Below are 14,185 nucleotides of genomic sequence, written 5' to 3' on the forward strand. Positions count from 1 at the left end.
AGCGGGCTATACCAGACTTTATTCTGTTGTTCCTCCACCTACTGTTAGCACAGGCAGACTGCCTGTGCTTTTTTGATGCCCAAATTACACTATGGAGGTTGATCTATATATGGAACCCGTACAACAGAAAGCCGTTATCGTCGGCATGCAGCTGCAGAACGACACGAACTTTGCTTATTCGATGGAGGAGCTGCGCAATCTGGCAGCCGCCTGCGAGATTGAGGTCGTGGCTGAGCTTAGCCAGAAATCCAGCCGGGTGAACCCGTCGCATTACATCGGGACCGGCAAAATCCAGGAGCTGGCGCTGCTGATGGACCAGCACGAAGCACCGATCGTTATTTTCAATGATGAGCTGTCACCCTCCCAGATCCGCAACTTGGAGTCATCACTGGACCGCCAGGTCATTGACCGGACGATTCTGATTCTGAATATCTTCGCCTCGCGGGCGAAGACCAAGGAAGCCCAGCTTCAGGTAGAGGTCGCACAGCTGCAATATATGCTTCCCCGCCTGAGCGGCCTGCGTGAGTCTCTCGGCAGACAGGGCGGCGGGGCCGGTCTGAAGAATAGAGGGGCCGGGGAAACCAAGCTGGAGCTGGACCGCAGACGGATTGAAGAGCGGATCTCCGTATTGCAGTTAGAGCTGCAGACGCAGGTCGCCCGGCGCCAGATCCAGCGTAAGCAGCGGCATAAGAACGAGGTGCCTGTGGTCTGTCTGGTCGGCTACACCAACACCGGCAAGTCCAGCTTAATGAACACCCTGGTGGAGACCTATCATCCCGGTTCGGGCAAAGGCGTGCTCGCCAAGGATATGCTGTTCGCCACGCTTGAGACCTCGGTGCGCAGCATTGCGCTGCCCGATCACAAGACCTTCCTGCTAACCGACACCGTAGGATTCGTCAGCCAGCTGCCCCATCATCTGGTGAAGGCGTTCCGCTCGACCCTGGAGGAGGTAACAGAAGCGGATTTGCTGATTCATGTCGTCGATATTGCCGATCCGCAGCATGAGCAGCATATGGCTGTAACGTTCGAGACCCTGAAGGCGCTGGGCGCTGACGGAATTCCTACCCTGTACGCCTACAACAAGGCCGATCTGAGGGAGGAGCCTTACCCGCAGGTGGAGGGGAACTCTGTAACCCTGTCTGCTAAGAAAAACCGCGGGATCGCCGAGCTGGTCACTCTGATCCGCAGCTGCATCTTCACCGACTATGTACAGTGTGAGATTCTAGTCCCGTTCGACCGGGGCAGCATTGTCTCCTACTTCAATGAACATGCCGATGTGCAGTCCGTGAGCTACGAAGAGCAGGGCACACGCCTGAAGCTGGAATGCCGGGCCGCCGATTACGAGCGGTTCAGAGATGATTTTATAGAGCTGCCGCAATAAAATCACTGAATGTCACAGGAGCTGGTCCCCGCATCACGGGGGCCAGCTCCTTGTGTTGTAGCCGGTTTTCACATACGCTCTGAAGTGTTCTTTCCTTACATGGCGGTGCTCCGCCTATCTCTTGCCAATTCTTAGCGTTTCCTCTCACGGACCCGCTTGTATGGATCGCATTGTTGCATCATTTGCAGGAATTCCGGTGATAAGAGCAAGTTAGCACTGGCTTTGTTGCCTTTCATGCAGGATTTCAGCATAAGCCGCTTCTATTGGGCAATGTTGCTGCACTTTTTGCAGGATTTCTCTAAAATGTTACGGGCTGCGGAGCATGGGGTCCATCCCTCATCGCAGCAGCATCGATTGTATTCGGTTTTTCACATACATTTGGTTCATGTGCCTTCGCACTCACCATTGTATTCGGTTTTTCACATACATTTTGTCATCGGCCGTTGTACCAGCAAATTGTTTTCGGTTTTTCGCATACGTTCAGCCTTTGTCCGGTGATATCAGGAGCTCTCGCGGAGCGGGCCGCAGGTTAAGTGCGAATCCGCCTTTCATGCTTTTTACGCTTTTTTCGACTTTTACACCCCGCTCTCCCTTCTCAGCATCCGTTTTATCCGTTTCATTCACATCATTCGATTCGTTGGCTTTATTCGCTCTCTCTGCCGCCTCCTCTCCTTCATCTCCCTGCGCTCTGTCCTCTTCGTGCTCTACGCCGCTGCTAACCCGCAGCCCGCCCTCATCCGTCAGCTCCAGAAGTGGGGCAGAGTTCAATCCCCCCTCCTCCTGAACCGCCAGAGAGAACACCAGCGCAGCCTGCTGCATGGAGGTGAAGTCCAGCATCCTGCGCGGACCGGCGTAGAGAATCATATCGATATTCATCCGGCCGTCTGCCTTATGAAGTTCCCACACCAATCGGTTGCCTGCATCCGCTTGCCCGCTGAATGCCGCGAACCAGGTTGTCAGGCGAAACTCCGTTCCTGCAATGGTGATAACCGTACCTTCTTCTGTTAATGCGGCTGTAACTCCCTCCAGAGCGCCGCCAACCTCCAGCCGCAGCCGCAGGTCCGAAGCCGCAATCACACCGCCGGTCCGGTCCAGATTCGGATGGGTATCCCCGCCATCTGTCATGAAATCGATCCCGAACAGCACACGGCCTGCTTCCTGCAGCGATTGGAAGCGTGCGGAGCAGTAGTCATAGCCGTCATGCAGGCAGCGGAGCCGGAGATATGAGGGCTGTCCGTTATTATTGGCATAGATCAGCAGCGGCCGTCTTTGGTTCCACAGATCACTATGGGTGAAGGAGCCCATGCTCCACTGCGGAGTCATATAAGTGACCGCCCACTTGCCGTCATACCCCTGATTGTGATTTTGCACCTGACCCTGCTCCTGATCCCGACCTTGCTCCTGATCCCGACCTTGCTCCTGACCCTGACCTTGCTCCTGATCCCGACCTTGCTCCCGATTCCGCTCCTGATCCCATTCCTGATCCCGCCCTTGTTCCTGGCCCAACTCCCGCTTCCGCTCTTTCCCTGTCCCCTGCTCCTGCCCTTTCTCCTCCCCTTCCAAGCGTTGCCTTATCTCCTTCGTCTCAGGAACCTTGAAGCCCTTCAGATAGGCAGGGGGACAATGAATGCCGCTCATATACCATTCCTCTTCGTAGGGCAGCTCCTCCCATGGGAAGAACATCACGGCTCCTCCTGTCGCCAGTTGCAGAAACGCCTTGCTCTGGTCCTCCAGCAGCACTCCGTAACAGCGGGAATGCGGGCCGGACCACTGGGCCGTGGCGGGGTGATAATACCCGGCCACGGTCCTCCAGGTCAGCTCTAGCAGCTCTCTGGTCCATGCCTTAACCCTGCTGTCCGAGGTCTCGGACTGAAGCTTCGACAGCTCCAGAATGGCAATGTAGGTGTAGATTGGGCTGTTATATTCCTGAAAAGCCCCATGCTTCAGGGTATGAGCATGCAGCTTCCTGAGCCGCTCCAGCCCATAGTCCGCATAATCCTTACGCCCCAGCTTCTCCCCGGCAATTCTGGTCACGAACGCGCCAATAATCGCAATATTGGTATAATCCGGTCCGACATTGCGCCGGATAATGGCTTCGCAGGCACACTCTATGGACAAGACGGCCGCCTCCCTCAGATCGTCCTGGAAGCGGTGACCGTGGCGCGAAAGGGCCTGCACCAGACGGCTGCCGCAGAAATCAGCCCAATTCCAGTCCGGCGGAGCCATCTGGTCCAGCGGCTCCTCATAGAACCAGGACCAGATGCCGAAGGTATCATGCGCCGGGTCCGTATCCTGCAAGGAGATGACCTGCCGGATAATATCGAATGCCCGCTCTTCATAACGGGCCAGCTCCGTGTCAAGCAGTCCAAGCGCATAGCTGAGCGAGTCTCTGGTGGAGTGGATGAACTCCGCCTGCTTCAGCGTCGTATGATACCCCGGGCTGCTGAACGGAGAGCGCAGCATGCAGATGGCCGAATCGTAGCGGGATTCCAGCCCGGCCATCTTATGGATCAGCCGTTGCCGCTGATCCACCCCTCCACCCGCAGCTTCTGCGTTATCCTTCACCGTCATCCCCCCCGGATTGCGCCTGACGTTGCTGACCCCCTTGACACTCTGGATGTTCTTGAAGCCCCTGGTCCTCTTGTCCTCCCAGACACTCCTGACGTCCCTGGCGCTTCAGACACTCCTGATGCCCCTGACCCTCTAGCCTATCCTCCATTTGCCCCAGATCCAATGCCTCTGTCAGCAGCTGCATCACCAGCCCTTGCCCGTACAGTGCCGGATATCTCTCAATGGTGTTATAGGCTGCTATCGACGGCATGACCGGGGTGCCTCCCGAGACCCCCTGCACCTCACCGTCTTCATGGATAAGCGGAAGAATTCCCGCAAGGGCCGCCTCCGCGCTCTCCAGATAGGCATCCTCCAGCAGTCCGCTCTTCACCGCCTTCAGGAAGCCGCAGGCAATACCGGCGCTGGCCGAGGTCTCCTCGTAATAATCCGGCTGATCGAGCACTGTATGCCACAAGCCGCCGGCCCCCTGCGCCTGCCGCAGGGCAGAAGCAAGCCTGCGGTAGCGGCTGTACAGCTCCTGTGGAATAGCAGTCAGGCTTCCGGTCCCGGCCACAATCTCCGGGACCGCAAGTGCCACCCAGGCATTGGCCCGGGCCCAGCGGGCTGCCGACATATGGCTGCCTGCCCGGCTGTTCCAGCCATGGAATAGCAGCCCCGTCGCCGGGTCCTGGAGCAGCCGAAGGTGCTGCACGGTCTGCTGCACGGCGGCGGCAGCAAGCTCCTGGTCGCCGGTCAGACCGGCAAGCCGGGCCAGGAACAGCACGGCCATATACACCGTATCGGCCCAAACCTGTTCCGGGAATTCCACCGCCTCTGTCACCGTATGCTCCAGTGCCCCTTCCCGGGTCCGGGGGGCAGTCTTCAGCATCCATGCTGCAACCTCTTGAGCCCGGCTGAGAAACCATGGGTCCCCGGTCAGCCGGTACAGCTCAGGAAAGAGCGCGTAGGGAGCCAGGGAATTGATAACCCGAACCCCCTCGGCCTTCTGCTTATTCCGGTTCACCCAGTGCAGCAGGTAGTCCGTCACCTCTTCTTTATCAGTCGCCGTACCATATTCCAGTAATGAGATTACGCCCACGCCGGGCACCCAGTCCCAATGATCTATATCCATTCCCCAATTCCCTTGGTGCCTTTCAAGACGCATATATTCAAAGATCTGGCGCAGCTTCGCCTCCAGTTCCCGCTTCCTGCCCGCTGCCCGTTTTGCCTCTGATTCCTGTTTCGCACTCAAGATGTCTGAAGCCTCCCCGAACCGTAATCGCCCTCTCAAATCTCCGCTTTCACCGGGGAGCTTCCCTGAAACGGAATCTCTCCGAACAGCGCCTTAACCGTCAGCTCTACTGTATCTTCATGCAGAGAATACGCATTCACCAGGGTATCTAAGAAGGGAATGTCCTGCAGCAGATACGGCGTAGCGAACGAAATGCCGATCGGCCGGACTGTCTCCGCATGCTGCATGGCCCAGATGGCTTTGGCTGCTTCGCCCACCGGACGGGCGGTATTCATCATTCCGTGTAGCGGAAGGAAATAAGGGGCGAAGGCGGCATCCCAGCGGACCCCGGACAGCTCCCATTGCCGCAGCGTCGTCAGCGGCTCGAATTCATCCAGAATATCGACCTCTAGCCCCCGGGTCTTAAGCTGCTCCACAAAAAGATTCATCCGCTCATATCTGCGACCCTCCGTCACCTTGTTCAGCATGATGACCAGCACCCGGCGGACCGCCCCGGGATTCAGCGGCAGCTGGCCGGTGCGGTTGCGGACCAGGGTAATGCAGCGCCCGGCCAGCTCGCGGCTGAATTGTCTGACCTGCCGGTCCAGGCCGGGCGGCAGCTTGTCGTCCAGCAGCGGCAGCGCCCGGCCATCCTCTCCCCCGGCGCGGGCAGCGTGCACGCCAAGCCGCGCCTTCAGCTCCAGTATCCGCCGGACGCTGGCCTTCAGCCGTTCCCGGCTGACGCGCCCGTCTTCCACCGCCTGCTCCATCACTGCAAAGTACCGCACTCCCGGCCAGAGCAGCACATCCGTACCGCAATTGAAGCAGTCTATGATGCGCTGCGTGTAGTCTCCCCAGGATAAGAATCCGCCCATATCCAGCGCATCTGATAACACCACTCCATCGAAGCCCAGCCGCTCCCGCAGCAGCCCTGTTGTAATCCGCTCCGAGACGGTTGCCGGGACCGGCTTCGATCCAGCGCCGCCTGCTCCGTCTTCGATCCAGGAAAGGGCAATATGTCCGGTCATATAGGACATCACACCCTGGCTAATCATCTCCCCGGCAACCCGCCCGTACGTGGAGAACCAGTCCTCTTCCGATAAGCTGTTCACCGTAGTAATGATATGCTGATCCCTGTAATCGACCCCATCACCGGGAAAATGCTTGGCGCAGGCCGCAAGGCCATGCTCCTGCATGCCCCGCATAACAGCGGCGGACAGGCGTGCCGCCCGTCCAGCCTCATCGCCAAAACAACGGGTCGTAATAACGGGATTCATCCAGTTCAGCAGCAGGTCGGTGCCTGGGGCCAGCGCCCAGGTGAACCCCGCAGCCCGCCCTTCCAGCGCGGTATATTTGCCGTATTCATACGCCAGGGCTTCATCATCGGCGGCGGCAAGCGCAAGGAGCGGCGGGAAGGCCGTGAGACTTCTCACGGCCGAGCCTGCCCCGAATTCCAGATCACCGGAGAACAGCAGCGGGAACCTGCTGATGCCCTGCAGCATTGCCGCCCAGTCCCGGTAATCCTCCGCTTTGCCCGCGGCCTTCTGAATAACCTCCCCGCCGATGAAGAAGCTGCCCACCGGATACTGCTCCAGATATCTGCGCAGACCCGCTTCATCATCTCCCTTGAACGGCAGTCTGCCTGCGTGGTCCTGCATTGTCTGCCCGATCAGCTCACGGAGGCTCATCGCTTCAAGCGTACCCTCTACCCACTCCTGTTCTTCCTTGCTTAACGGCTTCTGCATCATTCATACTCCTCCCGGCAGGTTCTGTTCTGAGTCCAGTGTACCGGATCGCGAAGCTGCTCTACATACAGCCAGCTATAATATAAGTTCAATATTCTACAAACTGCCTGCGCGGATATGCCCAGCGGCTGAATAGCCCGTCAGGGCAAGCTGATCTCCAGCGCCTGTGCCCGCTTGTTATTCTCCTTGTTCATCTCCGCATACCGCCAGATATCATTCACAAAAAAGCTGACCGTAAACTCGCCGATGGTCGGCACCGTCCACCGGGGGGTACCCTGCGCACTGGCGTTAGCCGTCAGTGTAATCTCCTCGCCCGGCTGAATCACACTGGTATTCGTGTCCGTCCACGAGACCACCCCGCCGTTGACCGAGAAGGCGCCACCGGTAATCTGCCCGAGTCCGGTCGAAGCATTCAGCGGTGTGGGACGGACGCCGATGTTCTTCACTTTGGCCCAGAAGATCAGGGAGTCGCCCAGCTGCGGCGTGCTATGCGCAGAAGGGCTTCCGTCGCTGTTCACAATATGCCAGCCGATATCCGTCACCGTCAGATCCGGTCCTGGCACGGGCAATACAGACTCGTAGCTCTCATATTCCAGCCCGCTGACCATGACCTTCCCACCGTTGCCTGCAATCTCAATCCGGTGCAGCCCATATGCTAGGCCCGTCAGCTCGTAGACGATTTTATGATCGCCCTCCAGCCCTGCCTGCGGAATCACTACAGTCTCCTTAAACTCGCCATCGACGTAGACATCTGCACTGCCCATATCGCTCTTGATATCCGATCTCCAGCGGACACCGATACCATTGAAGCTGAAGGCAGCCGTGGCATCCTCCTCATAGGTCACATGGGAGACTCCATTGGGCGCAGGGGTGAATCCAACATAGTCAATGTAAGGATGATCATGTGCGGCCGGATACCAGTGGGAGAGCGGAACATACAGCCCTTCCTCCAGCTTGAAGTAGTCGAGATTTGCCCCTTTCCCCGCCGAGGTGAAGCTGATTGTGTTATAGCCCGGCTGGAGGGTAATCCCATACTGCCGTGCGGTCAGATTCGCGGTCCAGCTTCCCGTAGAAGGCAGGGTTACTGTGGACTGTTTCACGCCGTTCACGAGAATGTTTTTCTTCGATTCTTCGTTGGAAGCGTATACAATTGTTAAGGTGTAGCTGCCCCCGTTCACGGAATGGAAGCCTTGGATCGTTAAGCCTCCGCTATGCGTCTGTTCGACGACCTTGCCGCCCGAGGCGCTGCTGTTATTGCCGGTCTTCAGCGGCAGGGCGAAGGCGGTAGCTTCGGCCTCGAACTTGGACGGATCTCCTGCGGCATGCGGTGTAATGGGCATGACCGGTGTGGTCGCTGATACGGCTGCGCTGAGAGGCGATACATTGCCGGAGTCATCCACGGCCTGCACTGTGTAGCTGTAAGAGGTCTGGGGCGCTACGGTATAGTCACTCCAGAAGGTCAGCCGTCCCGGAATGTTGATCACTGGAGCTGCTCCGCCGTCACGGTAGACGTTATAGCTGACGACAGCATCATTGTCTGTAGAGGCCGCCCAGGTCAGCCGGATCTGCTCATGGCTGACGGCTGTTGCCGCAGGATTGCCCGGAGAAGCAGGCAGCGTATTGTCCTGCTCATCCAGGATGTACTGGACCGTCTCTCCCGCGTCCAGTGCTACTGTAAGTGTAATGTACGGGTCTGCCGTAAGCTCCACGCGGGAGTAGGCGGCGGCGTACGTCTCTCCTGGACCAAACCGCTCCCCGGCATACACTCCGCTGGAAGGCATGGCAACCCGGACCTGCATCGTGACCGGAGTTTTCTCGAAATTCACGAAGTTCAGCAGGATTTTATCCGCAGCCGCCCCGATGGCCGAAGTGCCCAGCGCCGAGGTATCCACTGCGCGGAAATATGCCTTCAGCCCGGTCAGCTCAGCCGGATTCAGCATCTCGTAGCCCAGCGGGCTTCCATGCGTAGCGTACGCGGCGGCCAGTCTGCGGAACGTCTTCAGCCGGGTCTCCCCGGATTCGTTGATATTGGCCGGTACCGCCGCTGTATCTTCATAGCGGTGCGTGTTCCAATTAATCGCAGAATCGAACAGCCCAAACTCCGTCCCGTCATTGAAGAAAGCGGCGTGCTGCATAATATGATCGACATAACCGATATTCCCCCGCAGCTCCCGGTCAAAAGCAGAAGCGAACCTGTAAGCATACGTGCCGTATTTCGTATTGTCGGAATGATTGTCGTTGCTGCCGGTCTCGCTCATGGCCATTTCTTTGCCGAAGCCTTCCTCCGAATCGCCATACACCCGCAGATTCTCATACAGGCTGCCTCCCGGCAACGGCTGGACCCCGGTCCCGCCATAGCTGTGTCCGTTAGACACATCCGACAGCGCTTCAATCGGTGCCCGCTGGGCGGCATCCCGTTCCCAGCCGTCAGGGCTTCCATTATACGGCCAGTATGCCCAGCCTGGGGCGACAATTTTCAGGTACGGCTGGCCGTTCGTCTGCCTCTCCTCGTCCATCATTTCATGAAGCGCCAGCACCGCCTTCTGTGCCCAGCCGAACAATCCCGGCTCATTGCCTGTCTCGGCATACTCGTAAAGATCGCCGAATTTGGTGACAAATCCGCTATAATAGCTTCTCAGCGCAGAGCTGATCGTCCCTGCCGCCAGCTCACTGTTAGTCTTCCAGTTGCCGCCGATGATATTGACCATCGGGGTAAGGTTGAGGTCGCGCAGTGTCTCCAGGTACTTGCGGCCCTGCGGGTCCCAGCCTGCGCTGGTATCGGACCAGAAGGAGGTGCGCATCCAGTTGCCGCTATAGGCAATGCCCAGCCACTTGGCCATCGGGGCCAGATGGCGGATCGCATGCTCGTCATACCGGAAGGTCGAGGCGGCAATCGTGCTTCCCAGGTGGACATACCGTCCGTGGATAGGCTCGTCGGCTGGCTCAGTCAATGCGCCCAGCCTGAGATAATCCCATTCGAACCACAGATACTTGTCACCGTCATATCCGGGAGACTGGGGATCTGCGTATAGCCCGCGGTCCACGGTCAGCTTCAGCTCATTGCTGCCAATCTTCAGCTGTTCTGAGGGAATGTAGAGTCTATAGGTTTCTTTCCATGTGTTCGTAAGGGGGGTCTCTCCGTCGTTCAGCCCGGTAATCTGAATCAGCCCGCTGAAGCCGCCATTGGTGAATACGGCCAGCTGCGGAATAGCGGTGCTTGCATCCAGTACCTTGAAGCTGAACTCCACACCATAGAGGGGGACTTCCGTAAGATTGAAGCTTAGCTCCATCGCCGCATTGCGGTCTAGCTTCATGCCGCGGGAGATCGTATTCCAGTTCAGGGGATTTACGGGGAGGGTAATATTCTCACTGTACACATCCTGATACACTGTAAATTCTGCGGAGCTGTCATCCTGCTCGCCCACCTGCCAGAGCAGCGGAGACGGCTGGTAGGTATCCTCTGTGACTGTGCTTTTATTTACATGTTCTTCCACAATCACCTGTGCAGGCGGCATTTCGGCAGAGCTAATTCGTGCTCCGGGCAATGAAGCGGACATCCATACCAGCACTGCAATGAGCAATTTACCTGTGATTCTCTGAATTCGCATAATAACACCCTCTCTTGATCAGATAGGGGCTCCCCAAAGGCTGGATTAGCGAAAGAGAATACCCGGTACCTGCCACAGGCGGGCGCTTTGGCTGCTTGCGGCAGGGTAACGGGCGTGCTATGGCCTCTACTGCTTATTTGGCGGCCAGAAAAGCGTCGAGCTGACTCTGAATTTCCGTAATCACAGCGTCCAGGCCTGCGGCCTTCAGCTTGCTGTTCATCTCCTTCAGGACCGGTTCAGGGTCCTTTTCCCCGGAGTACAGGGTGTTCTTATACTGCTTCGTGATGTTGATCAGCGCCCCGATCTGCGACTGCACCTTGGTTGAATCGAACACAAACCCGATGACCGGTGAAATATTCGAATTCTTATTCCAGTCCGTATAGAGCTGCACACGCTTCGGATCTTCATCCTTATTCAGGTAATTCAGCAGCACATTGCCGATCATCCAGGAAGATACGGAGTTATAGCCGCTGTCCGCAATGAATTCCACGGTGTTATTCTCCAGCTTCTTGTAATGCTTGCCCTCAATGCCGAAGGTCAGCAGGTTGTAGAGCACCGGATCGGTGTGAAGCAGGTTCATGAACATCATGGCCCGCTCGGGGTTCTTCGAGGTTCTGGAGATGGCGAGCATGGAGCCTTGCAGACTCTTGGTGCTGACCTGAACAGGCAGCAGCGTCTTGATAATCATCGGCTTCTCGGCAAGCCGGGTCCAGTCATTGGTGGAGGTCGGATTCATGTTGCCGTAGACGAACCAGGCTTTGCCGCTTTTGACCGCATCCTTCAGCTCGGTCTTGTCTGTGGCTCCGTTCTTGTTGATATAGCCCGCTTCATACCAGCTGCGGATCAGCTTCAGCCGCTGCGTCATGGCCGGCGTGTCATATTCGTTGAACACCTTCATGGTCTTGTAATCAAGCAGGGTTGGGATATCGTTGCTGCCGTCGAGATCCTCACTGTCCGGATAGGCGGTGAACCAGTGCAGGCTGTCGGTATGGTTCATGAACAGCGGCGAGAGGGCCGGCTCCTTCTCCTTAATCGTCTTCAGCATCGGCTCGATATCCTCCAGCTTCTGGAGGCTGTTCACATCGAAGCCGTATTTATCCACAATCGCCTTGTCAAAAGCAAACCCGACCGACTGCCCCAGCTCCTTCTCAGTTGGAACCGCATACAAATGTCCGTTGACGGTAGCTGCCTGCAGGTAAGCCGGATTGATCTGTGCCTTCGTCTCCTTGGCATAGGTGTCCAGCAGCTCCTCCAGCGGCAGATACGCCCCCTTCGCGGCATTGGTCATGAAGTTCCAGGTATAGACCATGTCGAACACCTCGCCGGACTGGATCATCAGATTGACCTTGTCGGCCGGTTTGTCCCAGCTCAGCTGGTTAATCTTGATTGTGGCATTGATTTTGTCCTTCAGATAAGCATTGATCTCCTGCTCCACGGACGCCACATCCTTATCCGGGCCGCCGGGCAGATACAGGGACAACTCCACCGGCTCAAGCGCACCCGGCACCTCCGTTCCGCTTGCCTCCGTTCCTGTAGCTTCCTTCGTTGCGGCAGGAGCTGTGGTGCTTTCTCCCGCTTTCTCTGTAGGCGCAGCTGTATTGCCATTGTTCCCCGCACATCCGGCCAGGGTGAATCCGGCTATCAGCACAAGCGACAACAGCAGACCTGTGACTTTTTTACCTGCCATACTTTTTTCCTCCCCTTGATAGAACAGATATATGCTAATCGGTAGGTTCCGAGGTTAGCCTTTGATAGAGCCGAGCGTCAGTCCTTTGATGAAATACCGCTGGAAGAACGGATAGGCCAGCACAATCGGCCCAATGCCGATCAGCGCCATCGCCATACGGATCGTTTCCCCCGGCAATTTGGCCAGCTCGGTGGCCGAGCCTTGAATAAGTGCCCCGTTGCGGCTCAGGTAGTCGGCCTGGGAGATCATTTTGTACATGAGATATTGGAGGGAGTAGAGGTCAGTATCAGTGATGAAGATCATGCTGTTGAACCAGTCGTTCCAGTAATGCAGGGTATTGAACAGCCCGATCGTGGCGAACACCGGCAGGGACAGCGGAAATACAATATTGAAGAAGGTCCGCAGCTCGCCGGCCCCGTCAATCGTAGAGGCTTCAATCAGCGCGGGCGGCACACTCATCTGGAAGTACGTCTTCATAATCAGCACATTGAACGGGGACAGCAGCATCGGCACGACCAGCGCCCAGATAGAGTTCTTGAGGTCGAGAACCTGAGTGTAGACCATATACCACGGTACCAGCCCGCCGCCGAACAGCATGGTGAAAAAGATCAGGAAAGCGAACACCCCGCGATACCGGAAATCCGCCCGCGATATCGGGTACGCATACAGAGAAGAGAGGAACACACTCGCCAGCGTTCCGGTGATCGTGACGAAGAATGAGATGCCGTAGGCCCGCAGCACCACACTGTAATCCTTGAATAGATAGGCGTAAGCCTCCAGGCTAAGCTTCTCCGGAATGAATTGATAGCCATTGCGGACGATGTAATCGTAATCGGTGATGGAGATCATGAAGACCAGTATAATCGGCAGCAGACAGGCCAGGGACAGGATGATAAAAATAATATGGAGGAGAACGTTAGTGAAGCGGGATATTTCGTTATTAGCCACGGATTTCCACTCCTTCTACAGGGTACGTGTGCTGCCTGACTTTTAGCTAGAAAACCGCCTGATCCTTGTCAACCTTACGCACGATCCAGTTCGAGCCGAGGACCAGGAAAAAGCCGACCACCGATTGGTATAATCCGGCCGCTGCGGACATCCCCAGGTTACCCATATTAATCAGCGCGTTATAGACGTAGGTGTCGATGACCAGTGTAGTCGGGTACAGCGCCCCGGAGTTCAGTGTGGTCTGGTAGAACAGCCCGAAGTCGGAGCGGAAGATGCCCCCGATGGCCAGAATCGTTGTAATAATAATGACCGGCCGGATGAGCGGAATGGTAATGTGCAGAATCTGCTTCCACTTGCTGGCACCGTCGATCAGGGCCGCTTCATAGTACTCATTGTCAATACCGATGATCGCCGCCAGATAGATGACACAGCCATAGCCCACCCCTTTCCAGAGATTGATCAGCGGCAGAATGAACGGCCAGTACTTCGGCTCCGAATACCAGTTCAGCTCATCCAACCCGAACAGGGCGAAGACTCCTTTATTGATGAAACCGTATTCAACATTTAGAAAAGCGAATACCAGATAGCTCACCACCACCATCGACAAAAAGTAGGGAAAGAACAGGATGCTCTGATAGAATTTGGCGGCCAGCTTGTTCCTCAGCTCATTCAGAGCCACCGCGATGGATACGGCGAAGAGCAGATTAAACACAATGAACACGAAGTTGTAAAGCACCGTATTGCGCGTGATAATCCAGGCATCCGAGGTGGCGAACAGGAATTTGAAGTTATCCAGCCCAACCCACGGACTGCCAAGAATCCCGTCCACATAGTTGATATTCTTGAACGCAATCACAATTCCGAACATTGGCAGATAATTATTGATCAGCAAAAACACTACGCCCGGCAGCAGCATCAGCAGCAGCACCTTATGCTTCAGCAGATGCTTCAGCCCGTGTCTCTTTTTCGTCTTCATAACCATTGTCTTCCGCCTCCCGTGTTCCTTCAGCAGTCCCTCTCTTCCCTGACTTAAGT

Annotated in this window: 8 protein-coding genes; 1 reads left to right on the top strand and 7 read right to left on the bottom strand. The window is 56.6% G+C overall.

The genetic code is table 11. The features are described from left to right. The first annotated feature begins 109 nt into the window (after nt 1–109). Entirely contained in the window at nt 110–1,381 is a 1,272-nt protein-coding gene (gene hflX / locus ACFSX3_RS05380) for a GTPase HflX (protein ID WP_209992819.1), read from the top strand. 480 nt (nt 1,382–1,861) lie between these two features. On the opposite strand, the gene ACFSX3_RS05385 is transcribed toward hflX, so the two are convergent. From ACFSX3_RS05385 to ACFSX3_RS05415, 7 genes are all read right to left on the bottom strand, one after another. Beyond that, the gene (locus ACFSX3_RS05385) at nt 1,862–3,946 is read right to left on the bottom strand and encodes a hypothetical protein (protein WP_209992818.1); all 2,085 of its coding nucleotides are present in this window, start codon (nt 3,944–3,946) and stop codon (nt 1,862–1,864) included. Continuing rightward, nucleotides 3,936–5,183 (bottom strand): glycoside hydrolase family 88/105 protein, encoded by a 1,248-nt coding sequence (locus tag ACFSX3_RS05390; protein WP_379258379.1) that lies wholly within the window; start codon nt 5,181–5,183, stop codon nt 3,936–3,938. Before ACFSX3_RS05390 ends, ACFSX3_RS05385 begins: the two co-directional genes overlap by 11 nt. 35 nt (nt 5,184–5,218) lie before the next feature. Further along, nucleotides 5,219–6,910: a glycoside hydrolase family 3 protein gene (locus ACFSX3_RS05395; protein ID WP_209992817.1), complete on the bottom strand. Its 1,692-nt coding sequence runs from the start codon at nt 6,908–6,910 to the stop codon at nt 5,219–5,221. Between the two features lie 137 nt (nt 6,911–7,047). After that, nucleotides 7,048–10,515, bottom strand: a complete 3,468-nt coding sequence (locus ACFSX3_RS05400) for a carbohydrate-binding domain-containing protein (protein WP_209992816.1) — start codon at nt 10,513–10,515, stop codon at nt 7,048–7,050. 133 nt (nt 10,516–10,648) lie between these two features. After that, entirely contained in the window at nt 10,649–12,202 is a 1,554-nt protein-coding gene (locus ACFSX3_RS05405) for an ABC transporter substrate-binding protein (RefSeq protein WP_209992815.1), read from the bottom strand. Nucleotides 12,203–12,256: 54 nt separating this feature from the next. After that, nucleotides 12,257–13,150 carry a carbohydrate ABC transporter permease gene (locus ACFSX3_RS05410; protein ID WP_209992814.1) on the bottom strand — a complete coding sequence of 298 codons (894 nt, stop codon included), beginning with the start codon at nt 13,148–13,150 and terminating at the stop codon, nt 12,257–12,259. 46 nt (nt 13,151–13,196) lie between these two features. After that, nucleotides 13,197–14,132 (bottom strand): ABC transporter permease, encoded by a 936-nt coding sequence (locus ACFSX3_RS05415; RefSeq protein ID WP_379312690.1) that lies wholly within the window; start codon nt 14,130–14,132, stop codon nt 13,197–13,199. Between the last annotated feature and the right edge of the window lie 53 nt (nt 14,133–14,185).

The sequence above is a fragment of the Paenibacillus rhizoplanae genome (genome assembly GCF_042684125.1).
Taxonomy (GTDB): domain Bacteria; phylum Bacillota; class Bacilli; order Paenibacillales; family Paenibacillaceae; genus Paenibacillus_AQ; species Paenibacillus_AQ rhizoplanae.